The organism is Flavobacterium sp. YO64, from assembly GCF_004119505.1.
Lineage (GTDB): Bacteria > Bacteroidota > Bacteroidia > Flavobacteriales > Flavobacteriaceae > Flavobacterium > Flavobacterium oncorhynchi.
The window spans coordinates 23545-39590 of sequence record NZ_NRQV01000016.1 but is presented as its reverse complement, the minus strand read 5'-3'; the positions used below and the strand labels follow the sequence as shown (position 1 = coordinate 39590).

21 protein-coding genes are annotated in these 16046 nt (G+C 33.3%); all 21 read right to left on the bottom strand.

Features of this window, described 5'->3' with window-relative positions; translation table 11 throughout:
* Window position 1: 1 nt before the first annotated feature.
* The 21 genes from BOW57_RS12990 to BOW57_RS12890 all read right to left on the bottom strand — a co-directional run bounded on the left by BOW57_RS12990 (window position 2) and on the right by BOW57_RS12890 (window position 15903).
* Window positions 2–373, bottom strand: a complete 372-nt coding sequence (locus BOW57_RS12990) for a 3-hydroxyacyl-ACP dehydratase (RefSeq protein ID WP_089053576.1) — start codon at window positions 371–373, stop codon at window positions 2–4.
* Window positions 374–377: 4 nt separating this feature from the next.
* Complete coding sequence (locus BOW57_RS12985) at window positions 378–977, bottom strand: outer membrane beta-barrel protein (protein WP_256371874.1); 600 nt, start codon at window positions 975–977, stop codon at window positions 378–380.
* 47 nt (window positions 978–1024) lie between these two features.
* Window positions 1025–1642, bottom strand: a complete 618-nt coding sequence (locus BOW57_RS12980; RefSeq protein WP_129054816.1) for an outer membrane beta-barrel protein — start codon at window positions 1640–1642, stop codon at window positions 1025–1027.
* Complete coding sequence (locus BOW57_RS12975) at window positions 1643–2242, bottom strand: porin family protein (RefSeq protein ID WP_129054909.1); 600 nt, start codon at window positions 2240–2242, stop codon at window positions 1643–1645.
* A gap of 37 nt (window positions 2243–2279) precedes the next feature.
* Window positions 2280–2915, bottom strand: coding sequence for a hypothetical protein (locus tag BOW57_RS12970; RefSeq protein ID WP_129054814.1), 636 nt, complete (start codon window positions 2913–2915; stop codon window positions 2280–2282).
* A complete protein-coding gene (locus BOW57_RS12965) occupies window positions 2881–3507 on the bottom strand; it encodes an outer membrane lipoprotein carrier protein LolA (RefSeq protein ID WP_129054812.1) in 627 nt (208 codons plus the stop codon). The genes BOW57_RS12970 and BOW57_RS12965 overlap by 35 nt, the downstream gene beginning before the upstream one ends.
* A 122-nt stretch (window positions 3508–3629) precedes the next feature.
* A complete protein-coding gene (locus BOW57_RS12960; RefSeq protein ID WP_241687443.1) occupies window positions 3630–4310 on the bottom strand; it encodes a polysaccharide deacetylase family protein in 681 nt (226 codons plus the stop codon).
* A 92-nt stretch (window positions 4311–4402) separates the two neighbouring features.
* The gene (locus tag BOW57_RS12955; RefSeq protein WP_129054808.1) at window positions 4403–5464 is read right to left on the bottom strand and encodes a beta-ketoacyl synthase N-terminal-like domain-containing protein; all 1062 of its coding nucleotides are present in this window, start codon (window positions 5462–5464) and stop codon (window positions 4403–4405) included.
* Between the two features lie 83 nt (window positions 5465–5547).
* Window positions 5548–6747: a beta-ketoacyl-[acyl-carrier-protein] synthase family protein gene (locus tag BOW57_RS12950; RefSeq protein ID WP_129054806.1), complete on the bottom strand. Its 1200-nt coding sequence runs from the start codon at window positions 6745–6747 to the stop codon at window positions 5548–5550.
* A gap of 129 nt (window positions 6748–6876) precedes the next feature.
* The gene (locus BOW57_RS12945) at window positions 6877–7134 is read right to left on the bottom strand and encodes a phosphopantetheine-binding protein (protein WP_068841663.1); all 258 of its coding nucleotides are present in this window, start codon (window positions 7132–7134) and stop codon (window positions 6877–6879) included.
* A 2-nt stretch (window positions 7135–7136) separates the two neighbouring features.
* Complete coding sequence (locus BOW57_RS12940) at window positions 7137–7754, bottom strand: 3-oxoacyl-ACP synthase (protein ID WP_129054804.1); 618 nt, start codon at window positions 7752–7754, stop codon at window positions 7137–7139.
* An 87-nt stretch (window positions 7755–7841) separates the two neighbouring features.
* The gene (locus BOW57_RS12935) at window positions 7842–8981 is read right to left on the bottom strand and encodes a beta-ketoacyl synthase N-terminal-like domain-containing protein (RefSeq protein ID WP_129054802.1); all 1140 of its coding nucleotides are present in this window, start codon (window positions 8979–8981) and stop codon (window positions 7842–7844) included.
* Between the two features lie 85 nt (window positions 8982–9066).
* Window positions 9067–9516 (bottom strand): thioesterase family protein, encoded by a 450-nt coding sequence (locus tag BOW57_RS12930; protein ID WP_129054800.1) that lies wholly within the window; start codon window positions 9514–9516, stop codon window positions 9067–9069.
* Window positions 9491–10771 carry an ABC transporter permease gene (locus BOW57_RS12925; protein WP_164973708.1) on the bottom strand — a complete coding sequence of 427 codons (1281 nt, stop codon included), beginning with the start codon at window positions 10769–10771 and terminating at the stop codon, window positions 9491–9493. The genes BOW57_RS12930 and BOW57_RS12925 overlap by 26 nt, the downstream gene beginning before the upstream one ends.
* The gene (locus BOW57_RS12920; protein ID WP_129054798.1) at window positions 10761–11513 is read right to left on the bottom strand and encodes an ABC transporter ATP-binding protein; all 753 of its coding nucleotides are present in this window, start codon (window positions 11511–11513) and stop codon (window positions 10761–10763) included. Before BOW57_RS12920 ends, BOW57_RS12925 begins: the two co-directional genes overlap by 11 nt.
* 6 nt (window positions 11514–11519) lie before the next feature.
* On the bottom strand, window positions 11520–12518 hold the full coding sequence (locus BOW57_RS12915) for a BtrH N-terminal domain-containing protein (RefSeq protein ID WP_129023290.1): 999 nt from the start codon (window positions 12516–12518) through the stop codon (window positions 11520–11522).
* The gene (locus tag BOW57_RS12910; protein WP_129054796.1) at window positions 12518–12922 is read right to left on the bottom strand and encodes a hypothetical protein; all 405 of its coding nucleotides are present in this window, start codon (window positions 12920–12922) and stop codon (window positions 12518–12520) included. The genes BOW57_RS12915 and BOW57_RS12910 overlap by 1 nt, the downstream gene beginning before the upstream one ends.
* A 24-nt stretch (window positions 12923–12946) precedes the next feature.
* The gene (locus BOW57_RS12905) at window positions 12947–13411 is read right to left on the bottom strand and encodes an ABC transporter permease (RefSeq protein ID WP_129054794.1); all 465 of its coding nucleotides are present in this window, start codon (window positions 13409–13411) and stop codon (window positions 12947–12949) included.
* A gap of 8 nt (window positions 13412–13419) precedes the next feature.
* Complete coding sequence (locus BOW57_RS12900) at window positions 13420–13851, bottom strand: hypothetical protein (RefSeq protein WP_089053591.1); 432 nt, start codon at window positions 13849–13851, stop codon at window positions 13420–13422.
* Window positions 13851–14984, bottom strand: coding sequence for a beta-ketoacyl-ACP synthase III (locus BOW57_RS12895; protein WP_129023287.1), 1134 nt, complete (start codon window positions 14982–14984; stop codon window positions 13851–13853). Before BOW57_RS12895 ends, BOW57_RS12900 begins: the two co-directional genes overlap by 1 nt.
* A 16-nt stretch (window positions 14985–15000) precedes the next feature.
* Window positions 15001–15903, bottom strand: a complete 903-nt coding sequence (locus BOW57_RS12890; RefSeq protein WP_089053593.1) for a hypothetical protein — start codon at window positions 15901–15903, stop codon at window positions 15001–15003.
* Window positions 15904–16046: the final 143 nt, after the last annotated feature.

The window sequence follows — 16046 nt, the reverse complement described above, 5'->3', positions numbered from 1 at the left end:
ATTATAATTTTTTATACGCATTGCTCAATTTCAGCGCAACGGTATCATTAAAATAAGTGGTGTTTTTCACCTTTACCAAATCATCTTCTGTGACAGTTATATCAAGTTCTAAGCGTAACTCAGGATTTGTCTCAGGATTTATTAATGCCATGAATTTTACATTCGTCAAGGTTTGAATCATCAACGAACTTTTGGTAATAGATTCTGTAAGTTCTTTAATAATTTGAATCATGCAAACGCCCGGCATTATTGGGTTTCCAGGAAAATGACCTTTAAAAACCTCATGATTGGCATTAACTAATATACGAATATTATATTTAGCGTCGCCCGTTTTCTCTTCTGAAAGTACTTTATAGAAGTCTTTTAAAACCATAATTTTATTTTTTTCCAAATGTATATGCAACACCAAATTGAAACACTAAGTTATTGCTGTCTCGACTTTCATCATAATAATTTGTAAAAGCGTTAGTCAGTCCTTTTTTTACTCTTGCTTCAAATGCAATACCATTTTTTAGACCGTATCCTAATCCTCCAATAATTCCCAAATCGATATCATCACCTTTGTTAAAATTATATTCTTTAGCCTTAGGATTGGCTTTAATATCATCAGCAATCAAAATATCTATAAAAGGTCCTGCCAGAGCATAAAAACTTTCACTAAAATTAAATTTATTTATTGTAACTGCCGAAAGATATTGTAATGAAACATCTACAGTTCCTGTTTCTTGCACGTTCATACTTGAGTTTGTTTCCGGATTATAAGTGTAAACGACACCCATACCTGTTGTGCCTTTTCCTCCTTGTCTCGAATAGGTTAATTCAGGTTGAAGTGTATAAATTCTGCCGAGTTTTAAAGCCCCAAAACCGCCAATATAAAAATCTGTTTTGCTGTTAAGATCAGTATTTGTCATTTTAGCAACATTAACTCCAGCTTGAATTCCCGGTTTAAAAGTTACCTGAGCTTGTGTTTTTCCTATAGCAAAAAAAGGAATGCAATAATTAATAAATTTTTAATATTCATATTTTATTTAACGTTAAAAGAGTAAGAAACACCAATTTGAAAATTGACATTAGTATTATAATCACCAAAAAGATAATGACTATTAGAATTGTTATAATAGTAATCGCTGTCTAAAACGTCTAAAAGTCCTTTTTTGAATCGAAATTCAAAAGCTAGTCCAGAAGGCATTTTATAAGCAAGACCTGTTACAAACGAAAGATCATTATATGTTTTTCTAAAAGCTAAATTATCATTTAAAAGAACATCTAATGCCGGTCCAAACTGAATTTGAAAACCTTGCCCAAATGTAAATTTATTAATCACAGCGATAGACAAATAACTCATTTGTAAATCCTGATAAACGATTTTTTCTGTTTGTGTATTTGGGTCAATAAAATTTCGCGCAACATTATTAGATCCTTGTCGGATATAATTTATTTCAGGCTGCAGCGAATAACGTTTCGTTAGATTTATTTCGCCAAAACCGCCTATATAAAAGTCAGGTCTGTAATCTGCATGCATTTCTGAAATTGTCGAAAGACTCAAACCAGCACGTAAACCTGGTTTAAAAGAGGCTTGTGCTTGAATGTTTATAACTGCAAAAAAGAGTAAAAGTACAGCTGCTATTTTCTTTTTATACATCTATTTTACTTTAAAAGTATAACTAATACCAATTTGAAAAACTTGATTTAAGATAACATCATTATAGTAATAATCGTTATTATCGTAATCAATTCCGTCGTAACCATAAATATCAATTAATCCTTGTTTAATTCTGGCTTCAAATGTTAATCCGTTTGGCAATGTATAGCCAATTCCGCCAACAATGGCAAGATCAAAACCTTCAGGATTGCTATTGATATAATTATCAGAAACTTTTAAATCTAAAGACGGACCGCCCAAAATGTGAAAGCCTTTACCGCCAATGTTAAATTTTGCAACCGCACCAAGTGTTAAATAATTTAGTTCATACTTTTCAGAATAATAACGACCATTTTCAAAGTATCTTCCTTCATCACCTTGTCTAGAATAGGTTATTTCAGGCTGCAGCGAAAAATATTTATTAAATTTAATATTCACTAATCCACCAACATAGAAATCTGTTTTAGATTGATTATCATCAATATTGGTTAATGTTGACACATTTAAACCACCTCGAAGCCCCGGACTAACTTTTACTTGTGCTTGAGATAATTGAATTCCGATGCATAAAACGAATGCAATTAAGGTTATTTTTTTCATCATTAGATTAGTTTAGTTTTAGGATTAGTTTAAATTTTTATTCCGATTTAAAATAATTAAGCTCAATTTTCAATTTAATATTCTGATGAATTATCTGAATCTTTTCGGCAAAAATATTGTTTTCTGAATTGAAATACAGCGTAAATTTTTCTTTTGTTTTAGAGGCGTGAACTATCTTTTCTAGTTTTTGATCTTTTTTAGAAACAAAAATGTAATTGTCTCGTTTTCCATCTGCCGATTTATAGATATTATCGGATTCATTTTCAAATTGCTCTTGAATCAAATATTGTTTTTTCAAAAGCAGACGAAAATCTTCTTTCAAAGTATTGATCAATATTTTTCGATCTAATTCAGAAACAATAGAATTGATTTTAAAATCAGTTTCAGAAATTTCGAAATCCATTAATTTATTTCCAAATTCTGTTGTAAAAACAATTCGGTGTGTGGTATCGTTTATTTTTTTCGCAATGAAAATCCCTGATAATTCATTTCCGTAAACGCTTATGTTAGTTTTATAAACATAATCGGTTTTTGAATCTGAAAAATACGGAACATAATAAGACGTTTTGTCTAGTTTTTTGGGCGTATAGTTTTTTGTGACTGAGCCGCACGAAACTAAAACAATTGCCAGAAAGCAATTAATTAGTAAAAACTGAATCGTCGATTTTTGCATTGATTACTTTATTTTTAAGTACAATTCTAGTATAATCTTCAGATGATTCTAACAATTTTACTTGAACAACAGTTGCTTCTTCTTTGTCAAAAGTCAGTTCAATTTGTTTGATGTATTTTTTCAGCGCAGCATCTTTCGGAATAAATTTTGCCAGATTCTGACCTTTCAATTTAAAGTACGAAATCGTAAATTCTTTGTCGTCAAACATATTGCCGCTTACACTTCCGACAATTAATTTATTAATTCTTGCAAATATTTTGCTGTTGCCAATATCAACCGCACTTTTCTTTCCTTCATCATTAATCAGGATTTTTCCGTTTTTGAAAGTAATGCTGTAATTGTATGGTTTTTTATACTGCCATTGCAAAAGTGCAGGCTCTTTAAAAACCATTTTTCCCGAAGTTTCAATATCCTTTGACAGAAAATCCAAATGCTTGTATTGAACAAAATCGGTACTTAAAGTTTTGATTTTTTTCGCGACAATATTTACGTCTTCTTTAAATTGAGTGATTTCTGCAGCAGTCATTTTTTGCTCTTGAGCAAATAAACTGCTAGAAATAAAAAGAATTACTAATGCTATTTTAGTTTTCATGTTTTTTTAAATTGTACTTTAATTTTTTTTGCCACGAATTGCACCAATTTTCATGAATTTTTGATTTAATAAAATCCGTTTTTATCCGCGTTTTCGCGATAGCGAATCTGTTTTATCCGCGTTCAATTTTTATAAGCTTTTAGATTTAAAAGTTCTTCGATTGAAACGACCTGATAATTATTTTGTTGTAAAAATTGCAAAAACTGTTCCAATACTATAACGGAATGTGAACCAGTATCGTGCAAAAGTACAATTCCGCCGGGAGAAACTCGTTTTATAATTCGGTTGAAAATTAATTCAACATTTGTTGTTCCTCCGTCAAGCGATCGAATATTCCAGCCAATTGTTTTATGTCCAGTAATTTTTAACGCTCTTCGAATCGATGGTGTCGTAACTCCGTAAGGCGGACGAAAGAAGTTTATTTTCTTTAAAGTATATTTTTCCAGAAGCGAATCTGTTTTTTCGATTTCTTCTTTTATTTGTTTGGCATTATAAAAATCAAAAAACTTAGAATGGGAATAAGAGTGATTTCCAACCAAATGACCTTCGGCAATAATTTGTTTTACGATTTCAGGATGTGTTTCTACATTTTTACCAATGCAGAAAAAAGTAGCTTTGGCATTGTATTTTTTTAAAAGCGCTAAAACTTCCAAAGTAAATTCACTTGGTCCGTCATCAAAAGTGAGCGCAATTTTTTTCGCTGTTTCTAATGGATTATTGCAGAAAGCTTTTACATGATAATTAGATGAAATTCTCGAAGAACCAAAAGCATTTATTCCGATCCAAAGAAAAATTAGAGCCAAAAAACACCATATATTTATTGCGATATAGACATTCAAAAGAAGCAGTAAAAGCAATAAAAAGATAAAAAATATCGAGATGTTTTTATGCGTTATCATTTTGAAAGTAACGTAAAACTATGATTTTTTCCGCTTAATTGATTGTATAATAAAATGGTTTTGTAAGCTGGTTTCGTAACCGAATTTACTTTTATAATTTCTGGAATTCCCTGTGTTTTTAAAATTTTAGAAGCCATCCAAAAAGCAAATGCAGAAGCCGTATCGTATTCGCCGCTCAAATGTTTGTAATACAAAACAGGTGTTTTTGCAAAAGCATTTTCAGCCAAATTGCGGTAATAATTTTCAAAATCGACATTTCCGTCAAAACCTAAAACCAAAGCGTCAATAGCGTCAATTTCTAAATTATTAGATTTTAAAAAAGATTTAATTTCTGTTTCGATTTCGTTTTCTTCCAATGTGTTTACAATAGCAACATCCAGAAGTTCAGCGTAAGTAGTCTCTTTTCTTTCATTTTCCAAAACAAAAAAGCTGGCTCCTTCGCCATAAACGGCACCGCTGGTTGCAGCATTTAAAACATCATAAGGAGCAGAATTATCTGCTTTAATACGTCCGTTTAATTTGAAAAGTGAAGTAGTATATTCTCCGTTTTCATCAACACCGCCTACTAAAATCGAATTGGCTTCGTCTTCTTCAATCTGCATTTTTGCATCCAAAAGCGCCGATTCAAAAGAAACCGCACCATTTACATACGTAAAATTATAACCTTTACATTGTTGTAAAAGTGCAATTTGCGCACCAACGGTATTATGCGTAGATTGAATAAAAGAAGTTGGCGTTAAAAACTCTTCTTTATTATCTAAAATGCTTTTCAGGAATTTTTCAGAATCTTCGATGCAGCCTAAACCAGTTCCGGTTATGATTGCGTCAACATTCTCAACATTGGCATCTTTCATAGCCAAAGCCGAAGCTACGATTCCGTTTTTTACACCTTTTGCCATTCTGCGACTTGCAGCTGGCGAAATATATTCTTTGTATGCCGGCGAAACTATCGCCAGTACATTTTCATCATGATTTACAACAGCTTCTTCTAAAAAAACAGTATCAAATGTTTTTTGAGTCGAAATACAGCCTACTCCATTTATATATGTTTTTTTCATGCGAAGATTAAATTTGTTTTTTTAAAGGAACATGGAACCGTCATTCTTAAATTTTTTTTTATTGGAATCATGACGATTTCATTTTAGCTTTTTGAAAATATAAGTGTTGAACAATTTCCTCCAAACCCAAAAGAGTTAGATAAAACGTGTTCGATGTTTTTATTTTTTAAAGTAGTTTGCGGCGTCAAATCGAATTCTTCCATTTGGGTTTCAAAATTCAAATTGGGATAAACGACATTATTCTGAATCGCCAAAACACTGTAAACAGCTTCAATTGCCGCTGCAGCTGCTAAAGTGTGACCTGTAAATGGTTTGGTTGAACTAAAATCGGGAACTTTTTCTTCATCATAAATTCGGCGTAAAGCTCTTCCTTCAGATAAATCGTTGTTTGGAGTAGCAGTTCCATGCACGTTGATATAATCTATTTCAGAAGGTTTTAAACCCGAAACTTCAAAAGCTTTTTTCATTGCCAGAAAAGCACCGTCTCCGTTTTCTGAAGAAGCCGTTTGGTGAAAAGCATCATTTGCATTTCCGTAACCCGAAACTCTTGCCAGTACTTTTTTATTTTGTTTGGCAACAATTTCATCTGATTCTAAAACCAAAAAAGCAGCAGCTTCTCCAAGATTTAATCCTTTTCTTTTATTGTCAAAAGGTTTGTTGTAATCGTCGGATAAAATCATTAAAGTTTTAAATCCGTTGATAGTAAATTTTGCCAAAGCATCGGCACCGCCAACAATTACACGGTCTAATTTTCCGGTTTTAATCAATCTTGCACCTAACATAATCGAATTTGCTGCAGAGGAACAAGCAGTACTTATGGTTGTAACCATTCCTTTTAAACCCAGTTCTTCAGCAATTTTTTCAGCAACATCGCCGCCGTCGTGACAGGTAATGTATTTAACCAATTCAGGTTTTTCGAAATAATCGTAATAATGTGTCTCTGTCATGTCCATTCCGCCTACACTAGTAGCCGAAATAAGTCCAGTTCTAAATTCATTTATAGCGGTGATTCCAGCATTTTCAACGGCTTGTTTTGCCGCCAAAGTACCAATCATAGCAGTTCTCGAAAAATTATTATCGCTGTTTAATCCCAGTTCGCTGATAAGCTCATCGTTGGTTTTTTTGATTTCACCTACTTTAATAACATCTGCATGAACTGTAGAAATATTTGAGATACGAGAAATCCCGATTTTATTTTCGATTAACGAATGATAATTTTCCTCAACCGAATTTCCGATCGAAGAGATAATTCCCATTCCTGTTATTGCAACACCCTTTGTCATTTTAGACTTCTTAGATTTTTAGACTTGCTTAGATTATTAGAATTTAGACTTGCTTAGATTTTTGGATTTCTAGATTTAGACAGTTTTTTTGTCTAAGAAGTCTAAAAATCTAAGTCAGTCTAAGAAGTCTTATTTAGTTCTGTTAGCGCTGATATAAGCCGCCATAGTTTCGATAGATTGGAAAATTGTTTTTCCTTCTTTCGGATCTACTAATTTAATTCCGTAATCTTTATCTAAAATCACGATCAATTCAAGTGCATCAATTGAGTCCAAACCTAAACCATCTCCAAACAAAGGATCGTTATCAGCAATATCTTCTACTGCGATATCTTCAAGGTTTAGAGTAGTAATAATTTTGTTTTTCAATTCTTCTTTTAATGCTTCCATGATTATTTATTGTATAATGTATTGATAGTTTCGTTTGTATATTTTTCGCTTTCTTCTTTGCTTATAGTGCAGAGAAAAGCTTTATAATTATCATTAAAATATTCTACCCAACCGCACAAAACCAGATCTGCTTTATTCGTATTCAAAAGAATATTCGAATAATTCGACATGAATTCTGTGTTAAAGGCATCAAATATAAAGAAAGAATTCTCACTTTTCAGCTGATGACGGATACTTATTTCGCCCAGACAAATATTTGGCAGTGTATAAACAAAAACCGCCGGACTTGGGTAATAGTTTTCTTTGTCTGAAATAGATTCCTGATACTTTACATCTGTATCCAAACTCGATGATTTATTGGCTAAAACCAAAGCGATATTATTTTCCTGCTCGGTTGAGGTAATCGGACTCAAAAGCAATTCGGATCCTAAAAAAGCCAGTTTACTCAAAGCATCCATTTTGAAAAACTTTGGATATTGCATTTCAAAATTACGATAGGCTTGTTTAGAGAAATCAGCAAAATCTGTTGGTTCAATTTTGAATACAGAAGTTCCGTTCAAAACAATTTCGTTGTTTTGGATAGTGATATAGGATTGTATGTTGGTTTTGTTGTGATTCATTATTATAATTTAAACACGAATTTTACGAATTGTCACAAATTATTTAGGCTTAAAAATTACACTAATTAATCCGTGTGAATTAGTGTTTTATTTTACTTTCTCAAAAACAACCGCCGTATTACAACCTCCAAATCCAGAAGCTGTTTTCAGGAAATAATTAATAGTTGCCTTTTCATTTTTCTCAGTCACATTTATAACTTCACTTACGCCAATTTCATCAAAACCTTTCGATTCAAAAAGCCTATTTTGATTGGCAGATTCTATCGCAATTACCGTTTCCAATAATCCTGAAGCGCCTAATGTATGACCGTAAAAACCTTTTAAACTATTTACAGGAACATTTTGCAAATCTAAACGATTTAAAGCAATGGCTTCCATTTCGTCGTTAAACGGAGTTGCGGTTCCGTGTGCTGAAATATAATCTAATTTCTGAGCTTCAATTTGTGCTTCTTTTAAAGCATTCTGAATACTTCTGAACAAACCTTCACCTGTTCTTGACGGACCCGAAATATGATTGGCATCGTTTATCGAACTGTCGCCAATTATTTTTATTTTAGCTTTTTTGGCTTCCGTCGAAACTAAAACGGCTGCTGTTGCTTCGCCTAAACTTACGCCGGTTCTGTTTTTTGAATACGGTTTACAAGGTAGATCACTCATTGCTTGAAAAGCATTAAAACCAGATAAAACAAATTCTGAAACTTCATCACCAGCCACTACAAAAACATTGTCGTAAAGCTCAGACTGAATCATTCTTTTGGCAACTGAAACTGCTAGAATTCCAGAAACACAGGCGTTTGAAACCACAATTGGCTGTGTCGTAAATCCGAAGAAATCTGCAACGTTTTTAGCTAAAACATCTAAATGTGCATTATTGAAACTGTCGCTAGTATTGTCTTTTAAAGCCGTAACATTTCCTTTTGTTGTTGAAAGTATAAAGGCAGTTTTTGAATTGAATTCGATTTCTGCGTTTTTGATAATCGGCTCTAAAGCCAAAATCATTATTTTCTCTAAACGAGAATATTTGGTTTCAGTGCTGATTTTTGCAAAAGCACTGTTTATTTTTTCATCAGAAATAATTGAAGCATAAAACGGATTTGGCATTAAAGGAATATCATTGTGAAGCTGAATTCCAGAATCCCCGCGAAGAATCGCTTCGATGTTCGCTTCAACATCAAAACCTAAAGGTGTGATACAATTCGTTTGTGTGATGTATATTTCTCTTAACATTTTATGATTTTCAATTTTTAAAGTTTCACGCAGATTAAAAGGATTTTTTAATTCGTGCTAATTCGTGAAATTAGTGGCTAAAACTTTATTTCAATAGCCCAACTTTCCTTTTCCATTCTTCATAAAAAGGAGGATTCGTCAGCATTAGATTTCCTTCTTTATCTAAAAAAACCTGAACGGTTTCGCCAGTGCAAGCTATTTCACCTTTAGCATCAATAATTTTAAAACGGTAAATCATTTTAGCGGCTGGCGTGTCTACAACTGTTGTTTCAATTGTTACGACATCGCCGTAGCGTAAAGACAATTTATGCTCACATTTTGATTTTACAATTGGCGTTGTATAACCCGTTTTTGCAATATCTAAATAAGTTAGTCTGTGTTCACGACCAAACGCTTCGCGTCCATCTTCAAAATACGTGATATAATTGCCGTGCCAAACGATTCCAAGCGGGTCAGTTTCGTTAAAACGAATTCTGATTTCGTGAGAAACGGTTAAATCTGTGGCTTCGTTAAACTGTTCTTTTCTTTTTGTCATAAAATAAGGCAATGGATGTTGTGATAATAAAGAACAAAAATAACAAACTTATTTTTGGGATGATTTCCAGGAATGAAACGCTGCGCAATAAAACATCATAAAAAGCTTCTAATCCCCAGTTCATAGGTGATGATTTGGCAATGATCTGCATGATTTTCGGCATAGCAAAAACCGGAACCCAAACACCGCCAATTGCAGCGAGAATAATAACGCTTGTTGCTCCAAAAGGAGCTGATTGTTCTTGTGTACTGGCAACTGTTCCTAATAAAATTCCGAATCCAATGGCGGCGAAACCTGAAAATAAGGCAACGACACTCATTAATGCTAAATGTCCTTCGATGTTTAAAGAAGGCAGCCCAATGGATGGAAATAAAAATACGGCAACGGCAACCATCATATAAAACTGAATCATACAGATGATCGAGTAGGTAATGGTTTTTCCGATTATCACAACCAAATTAGAAACGGGATTGGTTCTTAATCGAACGAAAGTTCCCTGCGATTTTTCTTTTACAATATTAATGGATAACGGAATTACAATAAAAAATATCGCAAAAAGCGTCCAAGCTGGAACGTTATGCTGTACAGAATTTGGACGAACTTCTTTGTTGTTTATTTTCGGAATTATTTCTTTGAAAGAAATGAAGCTTTTTTGCTCGAAATCGGCATTTCCTCCTAATTGATTCTGGAAAGTGGTGTAAATAGATTTGGTTTCGATTTGCGAAATCATTTTATCGATCGAGTTCATGACCGCATTTTTAAAACTCATTTGAACCGCTGGATCAAAATACAGTTTTACTTCCTTTTCTTTTATTATTCGCTGAGGTTCGCTCGCTGCAGTACTATCAGTCATACCTAAACTGCTGACAATTTTTTCTACATTTTGATCTACTTTGGCTTGTAAATCAGAACTTAGATCTTTCGGAATTACAATCGCCAATTGAAATTTTCCTTTGTAAACATTTTCTCTGGCAATGTATTCGGTAATCGCTTTATTGTCGATTTGTGTAACAACGCTGAATAAATCACTTTTTTCTAAATTGTCAAAAACAGTTTTTGATACCGAACCTTTATCATTATCGACTAATAAAATGGGGATTTTAGAATCGCTGACTTTTTTAAAAGTACTGTCTTGAATTAATGTAACAGTAATGACCAAAACTAATGGCATTATAAATAGAATAATCAACCCGCCTAAATCTCGTTTAAGGAGTAAAAATTCCTTTACGACTGACATCCAAATTTTATACATCATCTCTCAAGTCTTTACCAGTTAATGAAATAAAAACGTCTTCGAGATTTCGAGCATCTTTTGTCGATTCAATTAAAATTGAAGGTGTATTTTGCGCATAAATTTGACCTTGGTCTAAAATAGCAATGTTACTGCAGAAATCTTCGGCTTCAGCCAAATGATGTGAAGTATAAATAATAGTTGTTCCGTTTTGGTTCAATACTTTCAGATATTCTATAATAGCATTTTTAGAATGAACATCAACTCCAACGGTTGGTTCATCTAGAAATAAAACTTTTGGTTTATGCAGAATCCCGGCAATTAAATTGACACGGCGTTTCATTCCGCCAGAGAAAGTTTCAACTCGTTTATCGGCAAATTTTAATAAACCCAAAAGGTCTAAAGTCTCGATTACTTTATCTTTTAAATCAGAGCCTTTTAAACCGTACATACTTCCAAAGTAATGAAGATTTTCTCTTGCCGTAAGAGTAGGATATAAGGCATATTCCTGAGGAACAACTCCTATAATCTTTTTAATTTTTGAAGAATGGTCGGCATAGTTTAAACCATCAATTGAAAGATGTCCCGAAGTTGGTTTTACCAATCCGCAGAGCATTGAAATTAAGGTTGTTTTTCCGGCGCCGTTTGGACCTAGTAAACCAAAAATCTCGCCTTCATTTATAGCCAATGAAACATTGTTCAAAGAATACTGGTCGGCATCTTTGTACTTTTTCGAAAGGGATTCTATTTTAATTATAGATTGCAAAATATCTTAGCTGATGGCTTTTTTTAATTTTTTGAAAAAGATTTCTTCTCTATTGGCAATGTCTAGAAGTTCGTCGGCAATAGTATTGTAAGCGTCTTCTTTGGCACTTCTGTTTTTATAAATTCGTGAAGCTTCAACGGCAAAATCTCGCCATGAATCGCCAATTTTTGTCATTTCTTTAGAAAGTTCTTTCAGTTCTTCATTGTTTAAAATAACTGAAGCTTCTTGTAAAAATGCGGCATAAATAAAACGGAAACCCCCGCCGCCGGTTCCAATTTCTTCCTGCATACGAACCATTTGTGCCAAATAATGATTGGCTTTTTTGGTACCGTGTTTTACAGGCCATTTTCTAATTTGCTTAGATACGAATTTAATGCCGCGAACACCCACAATTGGCATTGGTGCAAGCATATCTCTGCAAGTGTTTTTTATTCCTTTGATGATGGCGCTTTTTAAATCGACTTCACTTGGAATTTGAATTGGATAATACATTTGTCCGCGGGGCGCAAAAGCTCCTTTTGCAAAACGTACTTTGTCTAATTCATCATGCGTTAAAGTGGTTACAGTTTCCATAACAGGATCGCTGATCAAATAGTCTTTATCGGTTTTTCCGTAAACGACTAAATTGTGTGCGTTGAAATGAAAACGGTATTCGTCAGGGAAATAACTTAAATTATAAACGCCGACTTGTAATCCGGTTGGGATATTATTTTTTAAATTTTCATCAAGCGCTTTGTTTGCGTTTACTGTTGATGAAAATTTTTGTCTTTTAATTTTAAGGTTTAAGCGGGTTGCGACTTTATTAAAAATTTGTCCCGGCAAAGTTCTATAGCTGATTGCGGGTGCATAATTGACTTTTATAAAAGGTAAATACACAAAGAAAAGTCCTGAACCGATACCAAAAACCATTGGTTCGCTTATGTTGAGTCCGTTGTTTTTTAACAGATTCGATGCTACTCCATTTTCACAGTGAGCAGATTGGTGATGTGTAAAAGTGACTTGCATTAATCTGTTTTAAAGTTTTTTAATTCGGATACTGAAATACTAAAAGCATCAGCGTATTTTTTCAAAATAGAATCGCTTAATTTGGCAAAAACAGCAGGTTTAAAATGTCTTTTCACACGCCATTTCCACATTCCTACGTAGCTTGACAAAATGGTAAGATCCATTTTATTAAGTTCCATATAATAAGAAATCGGACTTACTTCGCCAGTTTTAACTTGTTGTTTTGCTTCGGCAATACGTTCGTTTATTTCGTCGATAGAATTTGATAATGCAATTGTTTTGGGTTCCCAGCCTGTACTTAAGGTTGTGGTATAATCGCCGTTTTCATCAGTCGCGTATAAAAGCTCTTTAACGTTGTTTTTGGTTAAATTGCTTTTATCTTGTGGTACATTTTCTTTTTCCATGACATTTATCGTTTCTATTGGGATTTATTCTGGAACCGAAATTGTTTTTTGAATGAATAAATTAATTTCGCATTCTAAGAGCAGTTGTTCGTCGAGTAAACTTTTGCAGCTCATTGTGCACAAAGTATAATCGTCGCCGGCAAATTTCGAAATTAAATTTGCTCTGGTAATTATAGTGTCGCCGGCTTTTGGCAGTAAATGAATTTTTGCATTTTTTAAAGCGCTGATAAATCCAATTACATTTACGTTTTCATTTTCTGTTCCGTCTTCTTCAAAAAAATATTTTTTCCCAACAATTGCGGAGCAGGTTTGTGCTGTGTTTTCGATTAAACCAGCTTCGGTAAAAATAGTATTGGCAACAAAAATATTGTCTTCTTTTATCAAAAAAGTGGTTTCTACAAAGTTGGCATCTATATCCAAAATTAAATCTACCATAAGCATTGGTGCTCGGTGCGGCAGATAATTTTGTATGTCAACTCCAGTACTCAATTTTTATATTATTTAGCTAAAACGGTTTTCATTTGCCCGTTTGCAATTTCTTCATTATTTAATTTGGTAACAATATTCACTAAAGTGATACCTGCAAATTCTTGTAAAATGGTAACTTCAGATTGAATAGAATCGTTAATCTGTGGCAGTTTTTTAATTTCAATTTCTTTAATAGAACCAATATATCCAGTCGGTGCAGTTTCGTTTCTTAAAAAAAACTGATAACCGGTATGCAAGGCAACAGATTGTGCCATGTGTTCGATTAAACCTGCTTCTAGAAAAATATTGTTTTCGGCAAAAATGTTATCGTTCTGAATTGTTAAACCCGAAATCAAAGAAGTTTCGGTATAAGAATACATTGCATCAACCATTACAAAAGGAAACTTTTGAGGCAATAAATTTTCGACCGTTTCTTTTTCTAAAAGTGCTGTTGTTTCCATTAGCAAACTGTTAAATAAGCGTAGGCAAAAGAGAATCTTCCGCTTTCTGGAACTGATAAAAGAATTTTATCTCCTTTTTTTAAGTTGCCTGAATTCATTAATTCTTCTAAAGCTAAATATATGGAGGCAGAACCTACGTTACCCACTCTAGAAAGATTCATGAACCATTTATCATCATTCATTCCGATACCTCTTTCATTTAATCCTTTTTTTAATCCTTCAACAAAAAAGTTAGAAGAAACGTGAGGAATAAAATAAGTAATATCGTCAGATTTAATATTGTTTTTATCCATGGCATCTTTCATGCTTTCTGCGCCTTTAGAAAGAATAAATTCGTCCAGTAGTTTTACATCTTGTTTGATGGCAAAAACAGATTCGTTCAACCATTGTTCTGGCGCGTAATCGCTCCATGATTTGATTTCGCCGTTTTCTAATTTATCACCTCCTGCATACATACATGTTTCTAGTTCGTATGCATACGAAAAAGCTTCCATCCATTCTATTTTTAAAGAAATTGGACCTCTTGGTTTATTTTCTAATAAAAAAGCGCCGGCACCGTCAGACAGCATCCATCTTAAAAAGTCTTTTTTGAAAGCAATAATGGGCTGCTCTTCCAGACTTTTTAAGTTTTCGGCTTCGTGATTGTATTTTTGGGCATTCAGCCAGGTTGAAACTTTTTCTGATCCTGTACAGATTGCATTTTTTGAATTTCCAGATTTTATAGAAAGAAAACCAAATTTTAATGAATTCATTCCAGCACAGCAAACTCCTGTTGAAGAGTTTAGTTCTACCGATTTGTTTTTTAAGAGACCATGAACCATCGCAGCGTGTGAAGGCAGGAATATATCAGGAGTTGAGGTTCCGCACGAAAGTACTTCTAGATCCTGGGATGTAAAGTTTTCGTCGAACAACGGTAAAATAGCATTTCGTGTTAATTCGGCATTACTGTGTGTACTTTTTCCTGTTTTATCGACAGCGTAATAACGGCTTGTAATTTTGTTGTTGCGCAAAATAATACGTCTTGCTTTTGAGGCTGTATCGTTGATAAGACCTAAATAGGCTTCCATTTCATCATTCGAAACAGCGTCGTTTGGCAAATATTTTGCAGCTTTAGTGATATATACTTCAAACATAATCTAATTTAGTATGCTAAACTCCTTGATAATATTGAGTTTCTCTTTTTATGGTTTTTAACTTAAATGGGTAGGAAATAAGGTGCAATATATACACTATTGGCGAGATTAACCAAATCGCAAGGAATAAATAAACATTAAATACTTTTAGAAGCAGTTTTCGGTTTTTTTGATTTTTATAAATGAGGTTTGACCATTTATTAAAAATTTTATTAGCTGTTTTGTCTACGGTCACTAAATAGGGACTGATTTTTACGGCGCCATTTGCGACTAATTTTGGTTGTAGATCATTCAAACTGTTCGTTTTTAGATCTGTAAGTATTATTTCTCCAAACTTTGGAGATTCCTGAATGTCTTTTTCTGAAACTCCTGGAAGCGGAAAAATTCCTAAGTATTTTTTCTTAACGCCGGAGAACATCCATTCTACGATTGTAATAACGCTGATTAAGTTTCCTACACGATCTACTAGAGCAACGTTTCCTACTAATTGTGCATTGGCTTCTTTAAGCAGGGTTTTGATTTTTTCCTGCGCCATTATCCACATATTTCGTGAACCGCTAATGGTGATTACGGGTGTATTGTTTAGAATTTTTTTTGCTTCGCTGCTTTTCAAAAAAGAGTTAATAGGAATGGAAGGCGATAAATACCAAACTTGATAATTGAAAAGCACCAAGTCGAATTTTGTATTTAGAATATCTTCTGGAACTGGTTTTAGAGCGGTTGGAATCTGTAAAAATGATTCTGGAAAGGCATCAAAAAACGAATCCTTATTCCAAGGAAAAGGAAAAGGTTTTTCTAATTGTATTTGATAAAAAGTTACATCTATTTCCTCTGAATCTAAAAATGGTTTTGCAATGTTTTGTGCAATGCTTTCTAATTGTCCGGATTGAGTATAATAAATAACGAGAACTTTTTTCATTTGGGTTGATTGGCTATGGTTGCGAACAAAAATAAGTAAATTTATTTAAACGAATTTTCTTGTTTAATGTTTCGTTTTATAAGTTTTTTTGGATGTGGATTTATGACAGGTTTTTAATCTCGCAGAACACTTTAAAGCACAGT

Excerpts from the sequence above, each read along its gene's own strand:
- BOW57_RS12970 (WP_129054814.1), bottom strand. The coding sequence starts at position 2,915 with ATGCAAAAATCGACGATTCAGTTTTTACTAATTAATTGCTTTCTGGCA.
- BOW57_RS12925 (WP_164973708.1), bottom strand. The coding sequence starts at position 10,771 with ATGATGTATAAAATTTGGATGTCAGTCGTAAAGGAATTTTTACTCCTT.
- BOW57_RS12940 (WP_129054804.1), bottom strand. The coding sequence starts at position 7,754 with ATGAATCACAACAAAACCAACATACAATCCTATATCACTATCCAAAAC.
- BOW57_RS12950 (WP_129054806.1), bottom strand. The coding sequence starts at position 6,747 with ATGACAAAGGGTGTTGCAATAACAGGAATGGGAATTATCTCTTCGATC.
- BOW57_RS12900 (WP_089053591.1), bottom strand. The coding sequence starts at position 13,851 with ATGGAAACAACAGCACTTTTAGAAAAAGAAACGGTCGAAAATTTATTG.
- BOW57_RS12975 (WP_129054909.1), bottom strand. The coding sequence starts at position 2,242 with ATGAAAAAAATAACCTTAATTGCATTCGTTTTATGCATCGGAATTCAA.
- BOW57_RS12915 (WP_129023290.1), bottom strand. The coding sequence starts at position 12,518 with ATGCAAGTCACTTTTACACATCACCAATCTGCTCACTGTGAAAATGGA.
- BOW57_RS12955 (WP_129054808.1), bottom strand. The coding sequence starts at position 5,464 with ATGAAAAAAACATATATAAATGGAGTAGGCTGTATTTCGACTCAAAAA.
- BOW57_RS12895 (WP_129023287.1), bottom strand. The coding sequence starts at position 14,984 with ATGTTTGAAGTATATATCACTAAAGCTGCAAAATATTTGCCAAACGAC.
- BOW57_RS12990 (WP_089053576.1), bottom strand. The coding sequence starts at position 373 with ATGGTTTTAAAAGACTTCTATAAAGTACTTTCAGAAGAGAAAACGGGC.
- BOW57_RS12935 (WP_129054802.1), bottom strand. The coding sequence starts at position 8,981 with ATGTTAAGAGAAATATACATCACACAAACGAATTGTATCACACCTTTA.
- BOW57_RS12965 (WP_129054812.1), bottom strand. The coding sequence starts at position 3,507 with ATGAAAACTAAAATAGCATTAGTAATTCTTTTTATTTCTAGCAGTTTA.
- BOW57_RS12980 (WP_129054816.1), bottom strand. The coding sequence starts at position 1,642 with ATGTATAAAAAGAAAATAGCAGCTGTACTTTTACTCTTTTTTGCAGTT.
- BOW57_RS12930 (WP_129054800.1), bottom strand. The coding sequence starts at position 9,516 with ATGACAAAAAGAAAAGAACAGTTTAACGAAGCCACAGATTTAACCGTT.
- BOW57_RS12910 (WP_129054796.1), bottom strand. The coding sequence starts at position 12,922 with ATGGAAAAAGAAAATGTACCACAAGATAAAAGCAATTTAACCAAAAAC.
- BOW57_RS12890 (WP_089053593.1), bottom strand. The coding sequence starts at position 15,903 with ATGAAAAAAGTTCTCGTTATTTATTATACTCAATCCGGACAATTAGAA.
- BOW57_RS12945 (WP_068841663.1), bottom strand. The coding sequence starts at position 7,134 with ATGGAAGCATTAAAAGAAGAATTGAAAAACAAAATTATTACTACTCTA.